A 21,257-nucleotide genomic window follows, 5' to 3' on the forward strand; every position below is an offset into this window, starting at 1 on the left:
ATATTGCACACCAAATCACACTTATAATATTTGCAGCGTTATTTGGCATATGGCTTTACCCAAATTTTTGATCCGTTTTATACGGCCTTACCTGCTGCTACTCGCAGGTTTCATTGTTTATTTGTCTTACGATCAACTGAGCGACTCAGAGTCGTTAGTTTATCGACAATCTCAAACCAATCTGATCACCGCGAACCGGCTAATACAATCACGAATAGAAGCCGCTTTCAGCAAATTCTATTTGTTGGAATCCGCATTAAAAGCCAATCAACACAACCCAAACAGTCTCGAGTTTACTAACTTGAGTAATAGCATCATCGATTACTCATCACTGTACTCTGCGGTTCTTTACTCAGAGATAAATCATCCAGTAGCGTACTTCCCTTCTGGCCACGTAGCACAACCCGACACAACCCGGCTGACCTGGAATAAACTCAATACCCTCCACGAGGATTTTTATATCTCATCCCTTTATCAAAACCCACAGCAACGTTGGGTATTCGCGATTAAGCATATAAACCCAACACTCAAGCATCAGTTATGGCTAGAATTCGACTTATTCCATACCACCCAGCAACTCCGTGGCTTGAAAATACTCAGTAATGGGTACGTATTCGTTGTTGATCGTGATACTGAACGCTTAGTCTTCCATCCCGACCCAAGTCGAATTGGTGATCCTTCGGTTAGCTTCCATGGTGGAATCAGTAAAAAAGTTGATGATGGGCAACTGTTTGGTAAACACGAATACTACTACCAAGACCATTTTAAACTCTCTGTATTCGATGCTGACAATAGCATGAACTGGGTGTTCATCGCAGGCACAGACCGAGCAGACATTTTTAACAGCAGCTATCCATTTGCATTAATCTCCGGCGTGGTTGCCTCCTTACTCGCACTGGCGATCAGCATTCACTACCTCACTTCACAACTGCATGGCTCCTTAGGTGACTTAAATGGCGTGAAGAACGTAGATGAATTTAAAGCTCAATTGAAACAGGTCCTCAATCGCTTTTGCTACCATCGCGGAATTCAACTGTGCCTCTATGACAGCACCAATTACGGCATTTACATTCTCGACTATCACGGAAACAGACGGCGAGTTCTAACAGATGAGACGTGCACTACACGCTATTCCAAAACTACGCTAACCATCCGCAGTAAAAAATGTAATGACTTGCTTGCTAAGAAACTTAAGATCAACAACAAACACTACTGCATGCCATTATTTGACGGGCACGACCTGATGGCTGTGGTTTATATAAATTGTCGCTTCTCAACCTACAAATACGTACTTAGGTTGATACAATGCTATGCCCAAACAGCACTCGCCAATCTACGCCTACGTGAACGTTTACGTCATCAAGACCCGATAACTCAGTTGGAAAATAAAACGTGTTTGGTAACCCACATTGCCCGAGAACTGGGCACTGAAAACCGTTTCGTCGCGATGATCGATATTGATAACTTTACCTACATCAACGATAAGTATGGTTACCCCGTTGGTGACCTAGTGCTGAAGAAAACCGCCGATGTACTCCGAGAGTATTTTCCTAAACCAAAGGGGGTTTGTCTTGCGCGTTATGGTGGCGAAGAATTCATGCTTCTCTTACAAGCCAATGATGGACTCGATGCGCAGCAACAATTGGACAATTTTAGAATCGCTCTTCAAAACAGCCACCTATCACTAGGCTGTGGTGAACTTCGCTTTACCGCCAGCATCGGCTTTACGCCTCTGGAAGAGAGCTATCACAACGTCATAGACCAAGTTGAGAAAGCGCTTTATCAAGCGAAGCGACTCGGTAGGAACCGCGTGATCCAACTCAACGCAGCATAACGGCATATCAAAAAGCAAAGCCAGAGCTCGATTTTCACTCTGGCTTTTCTTTAGCCAATATTCGAAACTTTCTCTAGGCTCTCCTGATTAGCCAGCTTGCAGTTCTGTATTTTGAAAAACACCGCCTCGTTACCCATTGATTTACCACGCGCTTCACTTTCGTTGCTTATTGAGCACCGCATTCGTTGTTGAGATAAGCTTAGCCCCTTACCCATGGCTTCATTTGGTATTGTCAGCATTAATGAACTTCTGTATGTTGATGCCTCCACCAAAAGAGGCTCACCGCGATCATGAACCGCCCGATTGATTTTAAAACCATCCTACTGGCGTGTTTGATCATCAGTGTTGGTCAACTCAGCATGGGTTTGGTCTTTCCATCTTTACCCTGGATCGCCAAAGACTTTGATATCTCCCTCGACCAAGCTCAGCTACTGGTGAGTATTTACTTACTTGGCTTTGGCCCTTCCCAATTTATTTATGGTCCTGTATCAGATGCGCTTGGACGAAAGAAAGTACTACTGACCGGTTTGCTGATCGCCATGTCTGGTCTTTTGATGATCATCTTCTACAGCCATAGCTTTACTGGCATGGTGATGGGACGTTTCTTACAAGGTTTAGGCACCGGTTGTTGTGCCGTATTGGCGCGGGCATCCACTCGCGATCGTTTTAGTGGCTCGGAGCTGCCCGTCGCCATGTCTTACATTGCGATGGCCGCATCGATTACGCCCCTCATCGCGCCAGTGCTTGGTGGCTTCATTAACTTCCATTTTGGCTGGAGCATGGTATTCATTTCACTATTAGGGTACGTGTCGTTTGCTTGGGCCATTATTGCGCTGCGTTTTCAGGAAACCATCGCGCACCCAACTCCCATTCCCTCACCAAAGAAGATGCTGCTGCAATATCGTGATTTGCTCACTTCACGCTACTTTATGAGCTTCGCCAGCATAGGTTGGCTCAACTTCAGTTTGATGATCACCACGGTATCCGTGATGCCGTTCATCATGCAAAACCAAATCGGCATGACATCAGACGAATACGCAATGTGGGCGTTGATTCCTGCTTTTGGCATGATTTGCGGCACCAGCCTGTGTAACCGTATTCGCCCAATGATTGGCAGTAAAAGAACGCTATTGATGACGCCAGCTTTGCATATAAGTTCAGCGTTATGGCTATTCTTCTGTCCCGTTGAACCCGTTTACTTAATGTTGGGGCAGCTATTGATGATCTTAGGCAACTCGATCGCCTTACCTTGTGCGCAAGCGATGGTCATGCAGCCTTATAAAAAACAAGCAGGTGCGGCGGCAGCCATGTCCGGTGGTGGCCAAATGGTGGTGTCATCGATAGTAAGTATGACGCTGATGCAGTTAGGTCTAAGCCAAGCCTGGCACCTATCATTGGTCATTATGGCGTTCAGCGTCATCACGCTCACCAATATCCTGCGCGGTTTTGGTACGGAGCAGCCTTCAGAGCAGTAAATATGCTTCTTTTCGTTCACCTTTTACGCACTAAGAAAGGATGTGTATCACCGAGCCAATGATGGGACTGGACTGGACAGTTTAACTTAGGTTGATTTTGTTATGCGCGCCTCTACTGAAAAACTCTCGAATCAGGCGAGTTCTTTCCCTCTACCTTAGAATGAAGCAAAGCTAGCGACCAAAATGGCGGCAAGATTAAATTCGACTAACCACTTTTCTTCATTGTCTGAAAACAGCTCACGACCTGACATTTCGCTCTATAACAGAACTAGCGACCTTCCTCACTTTTGCTTACAGTCGAAACCTCCTAATGACGAGGTTTGTAAAACACACGATCCGTAGAGAATTATGAAAGATCAGCTGACGCTCTCCATCTCAACCATTAATGGCTCTAAGCATTGGTACTTCAGTAAAGCGATGCAACGCAATTTAAAAACCTTTTTCGGTCTATTTTTGCTAGCGTTAGGGGCAACCGCATTCCTGATCAATCACCTCTACACTCGTGTCGATGATGCCGTGCTTAAGCAAGCTCAAATGACAGAACACTCACGCAATATCGGGCAAGAACTGAATGATTTAAAAGCCCTCAAATCAGAACTTGAGAGCGACTTATCTGAGCGGGAAGAGCGAGTCCAACTTGTATCTGAACGCCTTGGTGATCTGGAAAAAGTACTTGGCGTGAGCAACCACACCGCTAACGACAGCTTAGACACCCGCTTCGACACCGCCGCCATTACTTCGAATGTTCGCATGGTGATGCTAAATCAAATTCCTAGTGGATCTCCGGTTGAAAAAGCTCGCCTTTCTTCTGGCTTTGGTAAACGTATCCACCCTGTCACTAAAGTCTCAAAGATGCACCGTGGATTAGACTTTGCCGTCAACATCGGTACCAAAATCTATGCGCCTGCCGATGGCGTCGTGGAAGTCACTCGCAGAAGCAACAAAGGCTCTGGTAACTTTCTTAGATTGCAGCACTCATTTGGCTTTTCGAGCTCCTATTCACATCTGAAAGCGTTCAAAGTCAAAAGCGGTCAGTTTGTAAAGAAGGGGCAGCTTATTGGGCTCTCCGGCAACAGTGGGCTTTCATCTGGACCTCACCTCCATTACGAAGTGCGCTTTGTCGGACGAGCACTAAATCCAAAGACCTTTGTCGATTGGAACCTCAATGATTTTGAAGATATATTTACTAAGGAACGAAATATACGATGGGAATCTTTAATCAAAACCGTGGAACAACGAGTCGCTCAGCAGCTTCAACTCTCATCGCCAAAGGTTGTACTGTTAGCGGAGAACTCAAAGTAGAAAGCGACATTCAGATTGACGGTCTACTCAGTGGTCAGATCCATGTTGAAGGCACTTTGGTCATCGCAGAGAGTGGACGAGTCAAAGGTGACATCTTCGCTAACCACTTGATTGTTAATGGCATAATCGATGGAAATTGTCATTCTGAGCATATCCAAGTGCTTGCAAAAGGTCGCGTTAGCGGTAAGATTTGGAGCAACAACCTGAGCATTGAACCTGGCGGTAAATTCTTTGGTGAAGCCGCAGAATTACCAGACAAAGAAGTGGTAACACTGCAAAGCAAAACGTCTGAAAGCACGGTTAAGAAAGCACCAGTTAAAAAAGCGAACACAGCAAACAGCGAAAAGCAGGCGGCTTCTAAAAGCGCTTAACAAGATGTTTTGTACCCAAGTATCCTCAAGATACTTGGGTATTGTCTGGTGATGATATGGCTAGTTGGTTCATCTAGTCGTCAGCTTTTTCAGAGAAAAGTCAACGCCAGGTAAAACATGACTCACATCACAAAATTTTTCTATCTGATATTCATTCTTCTCGACTATGATTCGCGCTCCTTAATTAGGTTGTTAACTTGAATGAAACTATTTACTACTCTTTTAAGTGCAGCTATCGCTGCAACACTACTGGCATCACCAGCACACGCTGATGACAAATTCACTCTAGGTCGCACAATTTTACTTGAGCACGGTAACCTTGCAGCAAAAATCCCGATGGTTATTTGTCGCAATACTAATGCGATCAAAGTGAAGGCAGAGAAAGACCTAGAATTGAGAAAGGTCGTGGTGAAGTTCCAAAATGGTGATGAGAAAACCATTCGCTTCCACCGCGATCTAAAGAAGAACAAAACGACCGACTGGCGCCACTTCGGTTACCGTCGTTGTGTGAAAAACATTGAAGTTTACGGTAATTCTGAAGGCTCGAAGGCGGGCGTTCGTGTTTACGGTAAAGAAAAGAACGATTAATTTTTTACGTTCAAAATACCAGATTTCAAAAGGTGACCATATGGTCACCCTTTTTTTATCCCCAGATCACCTCACTGAGCCAAATACTTCAAGTTGGCTTGGGTATAGAGCTATTCGTCAGAATATTTTCTTTGGTTCTCAATAATATCCAACCTATTCACATTGCAACTATACTCACATTAAAAGGGCAACCATGTGCTTATGAGGAAAACTGATGAGTGGCATAGAAAAATCGATGCACGACCGCACCATGACAAGTGTATTTGAACGATACCTGACCGTATGGGTTGGGCTGTGTATCGTTATTGGTATCGCCCTTGGTAAAATCGCGCCTAATCTGGCCAGCACACTCGATGGCATGGCCATTTATGTTAATGGGGCTCCCGTCATTTCGATACCCATTGCCATCTGCCTTTTCTTCATGATGTACCCCATCATGGTAAAAATTGATTTTACTCGTGTCGTCAAAACCGGACAGAGTGGTAAGCCTGTATTTCTGACACTATTTATCAACTGGTGCATCAAGCCTTTTACTATGTATGCCATTGCCATGCTGTTCCTAGGCATCTTATTGAAAGGTCTGATCGGTGATAATGCGGTGGATCTGGTCAAAATGCCATTAGGTCTAAACCTACCCGTTGGCACAGCGTATGGTGACGGAATTGTTGTCCTGAAAGACGGTATAAAAATGCTTCAGATCCCGCTTTGGCGAAGCTATTTTGCCGGATGCATTTTGCTTGGTATTGCTCCCTGCACCGCCATGGTTTTGGTTTGGGGTTATCTGGCAAGAGGGAATGATGGACTGACTCTCGTCATGGTTGCGATCAACTCGTTGGTCATGCTGGTTTTGTATGGGGTTCTTGGCGGCTTTTTACTCGGCATTGGTCAACTTCCGGTGCCATGGCAAGCACTGCTGCTCTCGGTCACCATCTATGTGGCACTTCCACTGATTGCGGGTTATTTTTCCCGTAAATGGATCATTAACCATAAAGGTGAAGAGTGGTTTAAAGAGAAGTTTCTGCATATTCTTACGCCAATTACCATTGGTGCACTACTGCTCACTCTCGTGCTACTTTTTAGCTTTAAAGGTGAAACCATTCTAAACAACCCACTGACAATTCTTTGGATCTCGATTCCGCTTTTTATCCAAACAGTATTTATCTTTGCTCTAGGATACTTCGCAGCAAAACTCCTAAATTTATCCTATGAGGATGCAGCACCAGCAGCGATGATCGGTGCATCCAATCACTTCGAAGTAGCGATTGCAACCTCGGTAATGATTTTCGGACTTTCATCCGGCGCCGCTCTGGCCACCGTGGTCGGGGTTCTGATTGAAGTGCCAGTGATGTTAATGCTGGTAAGTATATGCAAGCGTACTTCAGGATGGTTTACTGTCACCAAGTCACGCGTCTCTAAACAACCTTGAGATGCTTGTCAGCGAAAGAAGCTCGATTTGCAGACGCAATAGTCACGTTAAGAAATACACTCTCGTAAGCCGAAAAAAACATCCACACCTTCACCCATTAAGGCCCGGGCTTTGGATCGTCATACACCGCTATTGCGCTGCCGCATTGGTCAGTTGGCCCAACACGCTACTCACTCTCGCTAAGACCTCATCACAACCTTCAATATTGTGCCGCAGCTTAAGGTAATCCGGGTTATTGTAAACAAGCCATGCTTGACCGTGGACATCTTCATACACCAACACTTTTTGCGGTAAGTCGATAGCGACCTCCTGAGAGCAGAGCATCAGCGGCGTCCCTACTTTGGGGTTGCCAAATACGATCACTTCTGTGGGCCTGAGAAGCATGTCTGCTTTGTCCGCATTCTCATGATGATTGATACGCGCAAAAACATTGAGGCCTTTCTCTTGTGCGATAGAAACCAATTTATCGGCGGTATCTTGCACGGAATGCTGACTCGCGACTCGAATCAGGCTCTCTTGCGCCAAGACAGTAAATGAAGCCAATACTGCGGCTAACCCCATGGTGATCACTTTCAACATTTGTTAAGCCTTGCTCTTTGCATAATAACAATACTATAGAAGCCAACCTCTGCCGTTGCGAACTTGAGTGCCTCTCTATTGAAACTCAAGCAACCTCGGGATGCTTGGGTTTCTCAACAGGCAAGATGAGCGTGATTAATTGATTCAGATTAATAAAGTGTTAACTAATTAAGAATAGAAAATGTGAAACCCGTAAAATACGTGCCTATTTTTAGTGAGCAAGAGATAACGAGTGACACGCGATCAATTTGAGTTATTAGCGCCAGGTGGCGATTTAGACTCCATCAAAGCCGCCATTGCTGCCGGTGCCGACGCCATTTACTGTGGTTTAGACCGCTTTAATGCCCGCAACCGTGCAACCAACCTCACCTTAGATAACTTAAATGGTGTGTTAACACTTGCACATCAGCACAACTGTAAGATTTTCCTGACTCTGAACGTGCTGATCCTAGAGAGCGAGATCCCTGCTATCGTTCGCTTGCTCAGTCAATTAAACACCACCACGATTGACGGTGTGATCGTGCAAGATCTCGGCCTTGCCTACATCCTGAAGCATCACTTCCCTGACCTAGATGTGCACGCCTCTACGCAGCTGAACACTCACAACGAAGGGCAAATCTTGTTCCTCAATCAGTTAACAGCAAGCCGCGTAAACCTATCTCGCGAGCTAAACATCGATGAGATCAAACATCTGGCTCAATTTGGTCGTGAGCACGATGTGATGATGGAAGTGTTCGTACACGGATCTTACTGCATTGGTTTTTCAGGGATTTGTTACATCAGCTCGGCACGTAATGGTGCATCCGGTAACCGTGGTCGTTGCAGCCAACCTTGCCGTGAACAGTACGAGACAACCAAAACGGGCAACAGCTACCCGCTCAACATGAAAGACAACTCCGCATTTGGCGATTTACAAGCCCTTGCCGATGCGGGCGTTTACTCGTTGAAAATAGAAGGTCGCATCAAAAAATCCCACTACGTTTACACGGTGGTCGATAACTGGCGTAAACAGATTGATCGCTTGTGCGAAGGCGTAGAACTGTCGAGCGACACCACCGAACTGTACACCGTTTTCAACCGTGATTTCTCCAACGCATTTTTGCAAGGCGATTTCGGTAAAGCGATGTACATCGACAACCCTCGTGACCACGCCGTGAAGCACTTCTCAAAAATCTATAAATGCGAATCCGCAGACGATGTACAAATCGTGAAGAAAAAGCTGTACGACGACAAAACGGCAATCATTGAGAAAGTGACAGAGAAGACGCAATACTTCGACGTGACGGCAACGCAAGTTTCTGGCAGCAGCCTAAAAGGCGCAATTGATGTACCTACCTTGCCTGCCCTGCCTCAACCAGAAGTACGTGAAGGCGCACCGAAACTGTCGGTGTTGGTTTCATCGGTAGAAGACACCGCACTATGCCAATACACGGATGTGGATGTGTATTTTCAGCTACCGATGGGATTATCGGGTGAGCTAAGCGTATTGATCGAGTTATTCTTGGCCAATCCAACGCTCAAACCTTGGTTCCCTGCTATCTTGATTGGCGACGATTACCAAGCAGCGCGCGTATTTCTAGAAACAATAAAGCCAGAACTGTCGATCACCAATAACTCTGGCGTCGGCCTAATCGCACAACAGCTAGGGCTCGGTTGGGTGGCTGGCCCGCAAATGAACACGGTGAACTCGTACTCGTTCAAATGCTTGCAAGAAGAGTTTGCAGCCAGCGGTGCATTTGTCTCCAACGAGCTAAACATGAAGCAGATGCGCCATATCAAACGTCCACAATCCATGCGCAGCTACTACAGTATTTACCACCCCAATACACTGCTCACTAGCCGCCAGTGTTTGTTCCAACAGACCGAAGGTTGCCGCAAGATTAAAGTAAACAAGGGCTGCTTGAAGCGTTGTGATAAGCGCACGTCAATCATCAATCTAAAAGACAACCCATATGTGGTGCAAAAGCAGAAAGGCAGCCATAACTCAATCTACAGCGAACACAACGTGTTGAACCTGCAAGTACTGCAAGATTTACCGCAATTGTTTACTGACGTGTTGATAGACTTACGTGATATACAGACAGAAACCAACGTCACTGTAACGAAACCTGAGCTGATTGATGCCTTTAAGGTACTGCTTGCAGAACACAATGCGCCCAATGCTGAAGCACTAGAAACAATGGTTCACCCAACAGCAAATGCCCAGTATTTGAAAGGTTTGTAAGCGAATCTCTTCCGATTCGCCCGCACAATTTATGGAAGACTTATGCACCCAATGAAACAAGAAACGCTTAACTATTTTGATGATTTGAATTACAGCATCGTTACGCAATCCGAACAGGTTTATGAGTTAAAACAAAACCGGACGGGTTTAACGGTAGAGCTGAACTTCTCTGTACTGAGCAAAGGTGAACTACCAAGGGAATATGAGCAAAAAACCGATAAGAAGCTCTATTTCCTTGATATCACTGATATCGAAAGCATCGGATTCGAAACTCTCGAGCCTTTTGCTATCGGATTAGGTGAGCATTGTTCTATGGTGGTGTTTGAAGAAGAGTTCTTCGAGCAAAGCATGAAAGAGATTTGGATGTTCTTGTCTAACGACCCTCGCGATCGCGATGTGTTCAACAACAGTAAATTCTATAAACCTTAAAATAACCATGCATGGGCGTGTTATAAAACGTTACACAAGGAAAGGTTGTACAATGTAGTACTGACACTTCTTGAACACTCGCCGTGCACTGACTACAATAGCGCACATTTTTTACGGACTTCAAGGTCACATAACATGACAGATACAACTAAACCAGCTCTACCAGATCACCTAGCAGGCAACCCACGTAGCCCATTCTTTGTTAAAGAATGCTTCGAGCACCAAATCGGTATCCGTTTTAACGGCCAAGAGCGTACTGACGTTGAAGAATACTGCATCAGTGAAGGTTGGGTAAAAATCGCGTCTCCTAAAGCAAAAGACCGTTTCGGTAACCCAATGCTGATCAAACTAAAAGGTACGGTTGAAGCGTACTACGTGTAAGCGACCTAAACAGCTAAAAGCCTGAGACCCGTCTCAGGCTTTTTTACCTATATCGATCGCTTTCTTTACGCCCCTAACATTCCCCTACGAACGCCCCCTCAATACTATCCACCACAAACGTTTTTACCACCATATCGTCATCCCAAAACGAGGCCGGCCAACCCGCTTTGCGTTTCAGTTGCTGAACAAAATCAATAGGGCTCGGTAGTTGCTCCCACACTTGCGGTAAAAAGAGCGCGCGTTGATGCTGATAAGACAAAATGAGCCCCACCTTGTGCTTAGCGAGGTAATCCATCAGTGCTTGTTCAGATGCCACCTCCAGTCTCTCTGGTTGCGACAACACTGACACTTCAATCGACAAATGCGGGAGCTGTCGTTTCGTCAACGGCGCAAAGCGTGAATCCTCAAATGCGCTTGCTAACGTCTTATCATAAACATCAAGAGCAAGAGGCCCCTGTGCGACGATACTGCCAATACAACCCTGAAGCTCACCAAACACTTTTAAGGTCACAAAGCTCGCGCCCAGTTCACGTAATCGAGGCAGGCACTCGCCCAGATTGGGCGGCAGCACGGGCTCATCAGAAAAACTGAGCTGAATGGTATCATTTGCGATGTTGAGCAGTTGGGTGAGTTCATCCTTATTGAGGATCTGAGACGAGATAACTGACATAACCTACCACGCGGTGTTGGTCTCCGAGATCGGTATCACCGGAGTTGATTAAACGAGTTCGTGTTAATTCATAACCCCTCTGTTTTGCGAGCAATAACAGGGCATTGATTGCTGTTGAACCACAAGCCTGCTCTGGAGCAATGGACGATTGGAACGCTTCTATCTGTTCACAAGTACGGCGATCAAGTGCTTGTGCCTGCGCGTAAGAGTGGTAATGGCTTAAATCACTGCTGACGACTAGCAAACTATCATCGTTACGCCAAATAGGATCGATAAGCTCGGCCACTCTGGCGGGAGAAACTTGACTGGTCAATATCGGCAAAATGGTGAACGCCCCAAGATACGTTTGCAATAGCGGCAACTGTACTTCGAGGCAATGCTCCATCTCATGCGCTTCATCGGATAGCACGACATCATCCTCTAATGCCAATTTTTGTTGCCAAGGGATATCTATCGGAATGTTCCCTAAGGGGGTCGCAAAGTAATCCACATTCGGTAATGCGCTGCCCTGAAAAGCAAAATGATGGCTAGGGCCAAGCAAAATCACCCGCTTAATACGCTCGGATTGTGCTTTCAAGTAGCGAAAAGCCTCTGCGGCCACCTTCCCCGAAAAAACGTACCCCGCATGGGGTACCACCAAGGCTCTGATGGAGTGAGGGAATTCGGGCGCGTCTCGCTCCCACTGTTGAATGGTGGTGCTTAATTGCTGTTGTGAGTGAGGATAAAAGTGTCCTGCAACGGCTGGAGGACGAACATTCATAGCAGTGACCTTATAAAACTCGTAATGGGAGACAAAGTGCCATACTTAATTATAGGAACAGAATTCAGTTTGGGTGATCACGATGCAACCATCTCCACAACAACCCCCAGAGTTTTATCCAACCCGATACTGGCACCAACTCGGTGATGGTCGAGTGATTTGCGATTTGTGCCCAAGACGTTGCCGATTACGGGAAGATAAGCGTGGCGCATGCTTTGTACGTCTGGCACACAATGGCGAAATCGCACTCACCAGTTACGGGCGATCCAGTGGTTTTTGCATTGATCCTGTAGAGAAAAAGCCACTCAATCATTTTTACCCTGGCAGTTCGGTGCTCTCTTTTGGCACAGCTGGCTGTAATTTAAGCTGTAAGTTTTGTCAAAATTGGCACATTAGCAAATCACGCCAAATTGATACTCTGGGTTCCTGTGCCATGCCAGATCAAATTGCCCAAGCCGCTCAGCGTCACGGCTGTGAAAGTATTGCATTTACTTACAATGATCCGGTCATTTTCATGGAATACGCCGTTGATACCGCCCAAGCTTGCCATGAATTGGGTATATCTAGCGTTGCCGTGACGGCTGGCTATATCTGCGACAAACCAAGAACGGAGTTCTTTCGTTATATGGACGCCGCTAATGTTGATCTAAAAGCCTTTACCGAGCGCTTTTACCATAAGATCTGCAGTGGCCACTTAGCGCCAGTACTCGATACCCTACTTTACCTACAACATGAAACCGATGTGTGGTTTGAAATTACCACACTGCTGATCCCCGGGGAGAACGACAGCACCTCCGAGTTGGAGGCCCTCACTCGTTGGGTGTGCGACAACTTAGGCTGTGATGTGCCGATTCATTTCAGTGCCTTTCATCCCGATTTCAAAATGTTGGATAAACCACAAACACCGATCAGTACCATTCAAAAAGCCAGAGAAATCGCACTCAAAAATGGTCTTAACTACGCTTATGTCGGCAATGTGTACGATGAGGAAGGGGACAGCACCTATTGCCCACATTGTAAGAAGAAGGTGCTAGCAAGAAATTGGTATCAGCTTGGCGATCGCCACTTAACCGATGACGGTAAGTGTGAGTACTGTGGTTACCAACTCGCCGGCCGCTTTGCTCCTCTCAAGAAACCATTTGGACGGCATAGGATCCCCATCTCAATACGATAGCGTATCTCTTAGCAGGGCAACCTATTAATGGCTAAGTATTGAGCGATATAGCCCGGCAATGCGTAAGATAATCGTCGATAACCCAGGTTTACATGGAGGTAAAATGGAAAGCCCGCTTGTTGTACTAAAGCACGCGACAAAGAGTTTTGTGGATGGCAAGGAGACCCATCACGTATTAAATGGCCTCGATTTTTCGCTGCTTCCCAGCGCAAGCATCGCACTCACTGGCGCCAGTGGTAGTGGCAAAAGCACGTTACTCAATATCATTGCCGGCTTTGAACCACTCACGAGTGGAGAGTTGCTGTTGAGTGGGCACAACACCGCAACATGGAAAGATCCACAATGGAGCCGCTTTCGATACCAGCAACTCGGCGTGGTCTTTCAGCAATTCAATCTATTAACGCCACTAAACGTAAAGCAAAATATCGCCTTCCCTCTCAACCTAAACCAGCAACCTTGGAATGATTGGTGTGATCATCTTGTGGGCGCGCTTGGCATCAGCCAACTGCTCAGTCGGCACGTCTCTTCCTTATCCGGTGGACAACAACAACGCGTGGCCATCGCTCGAGCATTGGCGCATCAACCTCAGCTTTTACTGGCTGACGAACCGACCGGAAACCTCGACCAAAAAGCAGGATTAGAGGTAATGCAACTGCTTACCGAGATCGCTAGCCAAGGCAACACCGCCATTATATTAGTGACCCACAGCTTAGAGTGTGCCGACTTTATGCAGGCTCGCTGTCACTTGCAAAATGGCCACCTTTTCACCGCTCCTTTGAATCATGAGTCGCAGCATGAATCCTACTAGGCTCATACACACGAAACTCACCCTCCAATTGTTTGCTGCTCATTATCGACAAGCGCCACTTCAGGCTGCCGCCATTTTGATTGGCATCGTGCTTGCGGTGACCTTATTTGTTGCAGTGCAAGCCATTAACCTCAATGCTAAACGTAGCTATGCCCAGTCCACAGAACAGCTCAGTATTCAAGCGCAAAACCTGATCATTCCCCCAGCAGGTCAACGATATTTGTCAGAGTCACTCTACTTCTCACTGCGTCACAAGGGATTAAGCGCGGCATTGCCCATCATTGAAGGACGCGTTCGCGATGAACAAGGCCGCCGCTGGTCAGTGCAAGGCAGTGAGTTAGTCGCCGCCATTACGTCTCGCCTTCGCTCTGCAGCAGACAACAAGAGAGCAGAGGATCCACAACCCATTTCACTTTCCAGCGATGCACTTCCATTGGCCCAATTAATGGCGGGAGAACCCATCGTGATGATGAGCCAATCACAACATCAAAGCGTTGGTGAAGCCGAGTACCTCACTCTGGACAGCGTGGAAACCAAAGTCACTGTCCTACCTGATGAATGGCAGTTAGGTAGCCGAATGCTAATGGATATTGGCTTTGCACAACGGTTACTGAACAAGCAAGGTAAGCTCAGTTACATTGCAGTTTTTGATACGGGTAAGGACACGCAAGCAAAATGGCAGAACCTGATTGGCGAGCAAGGGCAATGGATCACCAATACCCAAAGCACAGACCTTGGTTCCCTGACCGACAGCTTTCATCTCAATCTGACAGCAATGAGCTTATTGGCGTTTTTGGTTGGCTTATTTATCGCTTACAACGGCGTGAAATACAGCTTGCTCAAACGCAATCGTCTGTTAGTTCAAATCCAGCAAGCTGGTGTTGCTCCTATGATTGTGTTCTCCGCACTGCTGATTGAATTAACCATGTTGGTGACGATCGGCGCGACACTTGGCTTCGTTTTAGGCATGCAACTGAGCCATTGGCTCCACCCCACAGTGGCCCTGACGTTAGAACAGCTTTACGGTGCAACCTTACTGCCTGGGACTTGGCAGTGGCAATGGTGGGCGCAGGCTCTGATACTCACTTTAGCCGCCACGCTACTCGCCTGTTGGCAGCACTTTAAACAGCGTGTTCGCCAACCGCTTTCTTCTCATGGAGGCTTTTACCAAACGCCAGAAAACGCCAACGAAAACCAACTGTTTGTCGTTGGCATTGTGCTAACTCTGTTGTCATTCACCGGATTATGGCTAAGCGAACATCACCGTTTTACCATGGTTTGGGTGGGAGTGTTGGTAATATCCATTCCGCTTTATCTTCCTAAAACCCTTAGCGTATTGGCGCAATGGAGCGAACAACGCACCACATCAGGCTTACTCAAATATCTGTTTGCCGAGCTACGTGAACTGATTTCTCCACTCTCACTCGCCATGATGGCATTACTTCTCGCCATCACCGCTAACATGGCCATGAACACCCTTGTCGGCAGCTTCGAATCCACCTTAAAACAGTGGCTCGAACAAAGACTGCATGCCGATATTTATGTCAGCCCGTCCCAAAAAGATATCGCCAATGTTGAGCGCGCATTAGAGCAATTCAACAACGTCGAACGAGTCTATAAACAGTATTATGTTGATGACAACTTGCAAGGCTTGCCGATATTACTCGGCACCAAAGACACCGCCACCTTAGAGCAGACCATGGTGTTTCAATCGCACGTTCCTAATTTCTGGCCGCTCTTTTATCAAGGGAAGTTAGTCGCAATAAGTGAACCGACGGCCGTAAAACTCGGATTGTCACTAGGGGAGGAACTCAATCTCACATCAGTGAAAAATACTAACCTCACTATTGGGGCTATTTTCCATGACTACGGTTCACCCAATGGTGAAGTACTCATTGCACCGAGTTTATGGCGTAAAAGTGGCTTTACGGATTTGCCCACCAGCCTTGGTATCAAGGTCACTGGCGATCAACAAACCGCATACGACCAAATACGTGATCAACTCAATCTGCACCCAAGTCAGCTCTACGATCAAGCGCAAATCAAATCCATCGCCTTAGCAATCTTCTCGCAAACTTTTGCCATTACTCGCGCATTAAATGGGGTCACTTTACTGGTAGCAATGATCGGCCTGTTCAGTGCCTGTTTTATGTTGCTTGATGCTCGAAAGGCCGCAGTGGCAAGGTTGTATGCTTTAGGCGTCAACCGTCGAAAGTTGATGGCAATGGCCATCGGCCAAATCGTGGCTTTGGTGGCGTTTACGCTCGTTATAGCCTTACCTTTAGGTGCGATGGTTGGCTATGTGCTCACTGATATTGTCACCTTGCGAGCTTTTGGCTGGAGCTTGAATTACCTATGGAGTTGGAGTGACGCACTCAGTATCGCCGCCATCACTATTTTGGTTGCTGTGATTGCCACCTTGATCCCACTTTGGCGCTTGGTGAGCAAACCGGTCGTGTCCAGTTTACAGAGCGAGGTATTGTGATGAATCAATCAGTAAAAGCGGCGGTTTTCCTCCTTGGCTCTTTATCACTGATCGGCTGTGAAGAGTCACCACCGCAAAACATGGGAGCATTAATGAACGGAAGTGACGCTCAAACCGAGGATGGCCAATTTACTCCAGTAGTGAAAGGCACCGAACTCACGTTCCCTGCCGATCATCAGGCACACAACGATTTTCGCCATGAGTGGTGGTATTTAACCGCGAATCTAATCGATGAAGATGGCAATCCACTCGGCCTACAGTGGACACAGTTTCGTTTTGCAACCTCACCTCAAGCTGAAAGCAGCAACACCGATAACGCCAGTGCATGGCAAAGTCAGCAGATCTACATGGCGCACAGTGCTGTTACAACCAAAGACAAACATTACGCCGATGAAAAATGGTCTCGCGGCCACAAACAACTGGCAGGCATAGAAGGCGCACCGTTCAGAGCTTTCCTTGATAACTGGCAATGGCACTCACAAACTGACGACCTATTCCCTGCCAATTTAAAGGTCGATTCAAGTCTGTTTAGCTACTCATTAAATCTTACCAGCTCTGCACCTTATCAAAAACAGGGCGTTCAAGGCTACAGCACCAAAAGTGCAAATGGTCAGGTCGCATCGTATTATTATAGCCAACCATTTATTGATGTTTCAGGCGAAGTCACCATTGATGGAAAAACGCACCAAGTGTCCGGCAAAGGTTGGATTGACCGAGAATGGAGCTCACAATTCTTACTCGATTCGCAACAAGGTTGGGATTGGTTTGCGTTGAGGTTGAGTGACAAAACCAGTTTGGTGACGTTCCAACTGCGTGATTCAATAACGGGTGAAGCAAGCTATTCCAACGCAAGATTGATGCAGAAAGACGGTTCTGGCATTGCCATTAAGCAAAAAGACATCCGCTTAAAGTCGACCAAGCAAACGGAAATTCAAGGACACCGTTATCCAACGGAATGGCAAATATCCATTCCAACTCAACAAATTGAAGTGACGGTTTCAGCACTGAACCCCAATGCAAAGATGCCGCTTTCTGTGCCTTATTGGGAAGGTCCGGTACGCATTAAAGGCACTCATTCTGGAACGGGATATATGGAACTGACAGGATATTGAAAATTGTGACATTTCACCCATTAGGGGAATTGATAGCGATTATGTTGAAGAGCAGTCGTATACCCAAGTGACTTCAAGAAGCAGGATTCAGAGCAAATCGCCTTGGATATGTATCCTCGCTAATGTTCCTAGTTCACCCCAGCAAAACCAAGTGATAAACTCGGCCTCTATTTCATTGAATGATTAAAAGGAAATGTGATGAACCCGATTCTTGCAATGCTGAAAGAGAACAACATCAGTGATGAGAAGATCCATGAGATTTTTCAGACTCTAACGCAGAACCCTTTTGCAGCAATGGCAACAATCAGTCAACTAGGTTTGCCTCAAGATAAATTGCAGATGTTGATGGCGCAAGTCATGCAAAACCCTACGCTAATTAAAGAAGCAGTCGAAGAGTTGGGATTGGATTTCTCAAAAGTTGAAGAGGCAAAAGAGAAGCTTCAGACCCAAAACCAAGCTAACTAAGCCTTATACCCGCTAAGTGCTGAATATAGAAAAGGCCGTTAACCCGAACATGGGGTTAACGGCCTTTTTGTTTGTTGTTATTTGTCCTTACCAACACGCACTTATCCTATCTCAATCTTGCAAGCCAATTTGATTTCGGTACGCTTTGAGCTTAGAAAATGGGATGAACAGAACAAGAACATACTGCAATGCGCATCGATTATCACCAACGGCTGATTCCTGTGATTCGTTACTTGGAACAGAATTTCAATGAGCCATTAAACCTGCCAGAAGTGGCCGCGTTGGCGAACCTGTCTCAATATCATTTTTATCGTACCTTTAAAGCCATGCAGGGCGAGACGTTAGCAGATTTCATTAGGCGGTTGCGCTTAGAAGCCGCTGCGGATGAGTTGTTCAAATCCAAACAATCGGTACTTAACATCGCCTCTCCTTACATCGAAACGACCTATCAAGTTAAATAGGAAATGGCTATCAATAGGATAGTTACAAGCGATTTTCCTTAAACACACTCCGATGAGAATATACTTTCCGAAAGCAACAACAACTCAGCTTAAAACATTCAAAGGAAAGTAAATTATGATTAATACTCAAATTAAACCATTTGCAGCTACAGCGTACAAAAACGGCGAATTCGTTGAAGTAACAGAACAAGACGTTCTAGGTAAATGGGCAGTATTCTTCTTCTACCCAGCAGACTTTACGTTTGTATGTCCAACAGAACTGGGCGACCTAGCAGACCACTACGAAGAACTACAAAAACGTGGAGTAGAAGTTTACTCAGTATCAACTGATACACACTTCACTCACAAAGCATGGCATGACAGCTCAGACACTATCGGTAAGATTCAGTACTACATGCTTGGCGACCAAACAGGCAACATCACAAACAACTTCGGTGTGATGCGTGAAGGTCAAGGTCTTGCAGACCGTGCAACGTTCCTAATCGACCCAGAAGGTACTATCCAAGCAATGGAAATCACTGCTGAAGGTATCGGCCGTGACGCAGAAGACCTACTACGCAAAGTGAAAGCAGCTCAATACGTAGCAGCGCACCCAGGCGAAGTTTGCCCAGCTAAATGGAAAGAAGGTGAAGAGACATTAGCTCCATCACTAGACCTAGTTGGCAAAATCTAAGCCACTGAAATTTAAGTTCTAATCAGTTCCGATTTCCTTTTTCTGATTAGAACTGAATAAGAGAGCACTTCAGGTTAGATACCTTGACGACCTTCTGCCTGATTTGCTCTCTCCCCCTCAGGTTTTATCTACAGTAACCACTTTTTAATATTTTTAAGGTAGTAACAGCTATGTTAGACCAAGCGATCCAACAACAACTCAAACAATATCTGGCTAATGTAAAAGAAGAAGTTCGTTTAGTGGTTAGTCTAGATGAAAGCAAAGCATCGAAGGATATTCTATCTCTAGCGAACCAAATCGCAGAGATGAGCGACCTAATCACCGTTGAACGTGACGACAACACAAGCGCACGTAAACCAGTGATGGCGGTAACTAACCCAGCAAAAGGTACAGCACTACGCTTTGCAGGATTGCCAATGGGTCACGAATTTACCTCTCTCGTATTGGCACTGCTTCACTCTGGCGGTCACCCAATCAAACTAGAGCAGGAAGTCATCGAGCAAATCGCAGCACTAGACAAAGAGCTAGACGTAGAAATCTTCATTTCACTGTCGTGTCAAAACTGTCCGGACGTGGTTCAAGCGTTCAACATGATGGCGGCGATCAACCCGAAAGTAAAAGCAACCATGATCGACGGTGGTTTGTTCCAAGATGAAGTGAAGAAGCGTGACATCATGGCCGTACCAAGCGTATTCGTGAACGGTGAGCTGTTCGGTCAAGGTCGTATGTCTCTGACTGAAATCCTAAACAAAGTGGATGACGGCGCGAGCGAGAAAGCCGCGAAAGCACTGAGCGAAAAAGACCCATACGACGTACTTGTTGTCGGCGGTGGTCCTGGTGGTAGCGCCGCTGCTCTATACGCCGCTCGTAAAGGTATTCGTACTGGCGTTGTCGCTAAACGCTTTGGTGGTCAGGTTATGGACACCATGGCAATTGAGAACTTCATTTCGGTAAAACGCACTGAAGGTCCAAAACTGGCAACTGACCTAGCTCAGCACCTAAAAGAATACGACGTAGACGTCGTGACTGAGCAACAAGCAGAGAAGCTGATGGGCGCTGCACACACAGAAGATGGTTTGATTCATATTCAACTTGAAAGCGGCGCAACGCTGAAGAGTAAGAGTGTCATCCTTAGCCCTGGTGCACGCTGGCGTGAAATGAACGTTCCGGGTGAGCAAGAGTACCGCAACAAAGGCGTCGCGTACTGCCCACACTGTGACGGTCCATTGTTCAAAGGCAAGAAAACCGCGGTTATCGGTGGTGGTAACTCAGGCATCGAAGCCGCTATCGACCTTGCTGGTATCGTAGAACACGTAACGGTTCTTGAATTCGCAGACGTACTTCGTGCAGACCAAGTGCTTATCGACAAAGCGAATTCACTACCAAACGTAGACATCATTACGATGGCACAAACCACAGAAGTCGTGGGTGACGGCACTCGCGTAACCAGCTTGAAGTACAAAGACCGCAACACAGATGAAATCCAAGAGATCGAACTGTCAGGTATCTTTGTCCAAATCGGTCTAGTGCCAAACACCGAATGGCTAAAAGATTCAGAAGTAGCGCTATCTGAGCGTGGCGAAATTGAAGTCGGTAGCCGTGGCGATACTAGCCTAGAAGGTGTCTTCGCAGCGGGTGACGCTACAACCGTTCCTTACAAACAGATCATCATTGCGATGGGGGAAGGTGCAAAAGCAAGCTTAGGCGCATTTGACTACCTGATCCGTAAGCAAGGTTAATCTCCAGTTTCTTAAGCACAAAGCGCACGGTGCTGTGTTTTCTTCCCTGGAAAACCAATCGGGGCACCGTGACAGCGATGAGTAACAAGAAATAAATGCAAAAACCTAGAAGCCCAAAAACTTTGCCAGCAGATATTAACTGCTGGCTTTTTTTGTTTCTTGAGGAAATCATATTATATTCAAACAGATACCGCACCCAAGCTCCATATAACGTCATATGGGAAAGAAACCGGAAAAACTGATCCAGCCCACATGATTTGTCCCATTCAAACCACCAGCATCACTGCACGCTTCAAGCAGA

The 21,257-nt window shown here is 46.4% G+C and carries 19 protein-coding genes and 1 pseudogene; 17 read left to right on the forward strand and 3 right to left on the reverse strand.

Annotated features, from left to right (window positions below; genetic code table 11):
- Nucleotides 1-121 precede the first annotated feature (121 nt).
- From AK966_RS10865 to arsB, 6 genes are all read left to right on the forward strand, one after another.
- Complete coding sequence (locus tag AK966_RS10865; protein ID WP_253252660.1) at nucleotides 122-1,834, forward strand: diguanylate cyclase domain-containing protein; 1,713 nt, start codon at nucleotides 122-124, stop codon at nucleotides 1,832-1,834.
- 290 nt (nucleotides 1,835-2,124) lie between these two features.
- Entirely contained in the window at nucleotides 2,125-3,309 is a 1,185-nt protein-coding gene (locus AK966_RS10875) for a multidrug effflux MFS transporter (protein ID WP_099078499.1), read from the forward strand.
- A gap of 348 nt (nucleotides 3,310-3,657) precedes the next feature.
- A complete protein-coding gene (locus tag AK966_RS10880; RefSeq protein WP_099078498.1) occupies nucleotides 3,658-4,611 on the forward strand; it encodes a M23 family metallopeptidase in 954 nt (317 codons plus the stop codon).
- On the forward strand, nucleotides 4,515-4,982 hold the full coding sequence (locus AK966_RS10885; protein WP_099078497.1) for a polymer-forming cytoskeletal protein: 468 nt from the start codon (nucleotides 4,515-4,517) through the stop codon (nucleotides 4,980-4,982). The genes AK966_RS10880 and AK966_RS10885 overlap by 97 nt, the downstream gene beginning before the upstream one ends.
- 201 nt (nucleotides 4,983-5,183) lie before the next feature.
- A complete protein-coding gene (locus AK966_RS10890; RefSeq protein ID WP_099078496.1) occupies nucleotides 5,184-5,570 on the forward strand; it encodes a DUF2541 family protein in 387 nt (128 codons plus the stop codon).
- A gap of 214 nt (nucleotides 5,571-5,784) precedes the next feature.
- Entirely contained in the window at nucleotides 5,785-6,996 is a 1,212-nt protein-coding gene (gene arsB / locus AK966_RS10895) for an ACR3 family arsenite efflux transporter (protein WP_099078495.1), read from the forward strand.
- A 129-nt stretch (nucleotides 6,997-7,125) separates the two neighbouring features.
- Here arsB and AK966_RS10900 read toward each other — a convergent pair whose 3' ends face one another.
- The gene (locus AK966_RS10900; RefSeq protein WP_119464132.1) at nucleotides 7,126-7,575 is read right to left on the reverse strand and encodes a DUF302 domain-containing protein; all 450 of its coding nucleotides are present in this window, start codon (nucleotides 7,573-7,575) and stop codon (nucleotides 7,126-7,128) included.
- Nucleotides 7,576-7,807: 232 nt separating this feature from the next.
- On the opposite strand from AK966_RS10900, the gene AK966_RS10905 reads away from it, so the two are divergent.
- The 3 genes from AK966_RS10905 (at nucleotide 7,808) to AK966_RS10915 (ending at nucleotide 10,609) form a co-directional block, all read left to right on the forward strand.
- Nucleotides 7,808-9,799 (forward strand): peptidase U32 family protein, encoded by a 1,992-nt coding sequence (locus AK966_RS10905; protein ID WP_119464133.1) that lies wholly within the window; start codon nucleotides 7,808-7,810, stop codon nucleotides 9,797-9,799.
- A gap of 42 nt (nucleotides 9,800-9,841) precedes the next feature.
- The gene (locus AK966_RS10910; protein ID WP_119464134.1) at nucleotides 9,842-10,228 is read left to right on the forward strand and encodes a hypothetical protein; all 387 of its coding nucleotides are present in this window, start codon (nucleotides 9,842-9,844) and stop codon (nucleotides 10,226-10,228) included.
- A gap of 135 nt (nucleotides 10,229-10,363) precedes the next feature.
- On the forward strand, nucleotides 10,364-10,609 hold the full coding sequence (locus AK966_RS10915; RefSeq protein ID WP_099078491.1) for a DUF3297 family protein: 246 nt from the start codon (nucleotides 10,364-10,366) through the stop codon (nucleotides 10,607-10,609).
- Nucleotides 10,610-10,682: 73 nt separating this feature from the next.
- Here the strand turns inward: AK966_RS10915 and amrA are convergent, their stop codons facing one another.
- Together amrA and amrB are read right to left on the reverse strand one after the other, a co-directional pair.
- A complete protein-coding gene (gene amrA, locus AK966_RS10920; protein ID WP_119464135.1) occupies nucleotides 10,683-11,279 on the reverse strand; it encodes an AmmeMemoRadiSam system protein A in 597 nt (198 codons plus the stop codon).
- Nucleotides 11,248-12,039 (reverse strand): AmmeMemoRadiSam system protein B, encoded by a 792-nt coding sequence (amrB, locus tag AK966_RS10925; protein WP_099078489.1) that lies wholly within the window; start codon nucleotides 12,037-12,039, stop codon nucleotides 11,248-11,250. The genes amrA and amrB overlap by 32 nt, the downstream gene beginning before the upstream one ends.
- An 82-nt stretch (nucleotides 12,040-12,121) precedes the next feature.
- On the opposite strand from amrB, the gene amrS reads away from it, so the two are divergent.
- The 8 genes and pseudogenes from amrS to ahpF all read left to right on the forward strand — a co-directional run bounded on the left by amrS (nucleotide 12,122) and on the right by ahpF (nucleotide 20,956).
- Nucleotides 12,122-13,213, forward strand: a complete 1,092-nt coding sequence (gene amrS, locus AK966_RS10930; protein WP_099078488.1) for an AmmeMemoRadiSam system radical SAM enzyme — start codon at nucleotides 12,122-12,124, stop codon at nucleotides 13,211-13,213.
- Between the two features lie 103 nt (nucleotides 13,214-13,316).
- A complete protein-coding gene (locus AK966_RS10935; protein ID WP_099078487.1) occupies nucleotides 13,317-14,021 on the forward strand; it encodes an ABC transporter ATP-binding protein in 705 nt (234 codons plus the stop codon).
- On the forward strand, nucleotides 14,008-16,506 hold the full coding sequence (locus tag AK966_RS10940; RefSeq protein WP_409119918.1) for an FtsX-like permease family protein: 2,499 nt from the start codon (nucleotides 14,008-14,010) through the stop codon (nucleotides 16,504-16,506). The genes AK966_RS10935 and AK966_RS10940 overlap by 14 nt, the downstream gene beginning before the upstream one ends.
- On the forward strand, nucleotides 16,506-17,618 hold the full coding sequence (locus tag AK966_RS10945; RefSeq protein WP_119464137.1) for a lipocalin-like domain-containing protein: 1,113 nt from the start codon (nucleotides 16,506-16,508) through the stop codon (nucleotides 17,616-17,618). Before AK966_RS10940 ends, AK966_RS10945 begins: the two co-directional genes overlap by 1 nt.
- A 198-nt stretch (nucleotides 17,619-17,816) precedes the next feature.
- The gene (locus tag AK966_RS10950; protein WP_119464138.1) at nucleotides 17,817-18,083 is read left to right on the forward strand and encodes a DUF2999 family protein; all 267 of its coding nucleotides are present in this window, start codon (nucleotides 17,817-17,819) and stop codon (nucleotides 18,081-18,083) included.
- A 188-nt stretch (nucleotides 18,084-18,271) separates the two neighbouring features.
- Nucleotides 18,272-18,517 (forward strand): annotated as a pseudogene (locus AK966_RS10955) (helix-turn-helix domain-containing protein); the annotation flags it as partial.
- A 142-nt stretch (nucleotides 18,518-18,659) separates the two neighbouring features.
- Nucleotides 18,660-19,217, forward strand: a complete 558-nt coding sequence (gene ahpC / locus AK966_RS10960; protein WP_005374632.1) for an alkyl hydroperoxide reductase subunit C — start codon at nucleotides 18,660-18,662, stop codon at nucleotides 19,215-19,217.
- Nucleotides 19,218-19,387: 170 nt separating this feature from the next.
- Nucleotides 19,388-20,956 (forward strand): alkyl hydroperoxide reductase subunit F, encoded by a 1,569-nt coding sequence (gene ahpF / locus AK966_RS10965; RefSeq protein WP_119464139.1) that lies wholly within the window; start codon nucleotides 19,388-19,390, stop codon nucleotides 20,954-20,956.
- Nucleotides 20,957-21,257 lie beyond the last annotated feature (301 nt).

The organism is Vibrio sp. PID23_8 (genome assembly GCF_003584965.1).
Lineage (GTDB): Bacteria > Pseudomonadota > Gammaproteobacteria > Enterobacterales > Vibrionaceae > Vibrio.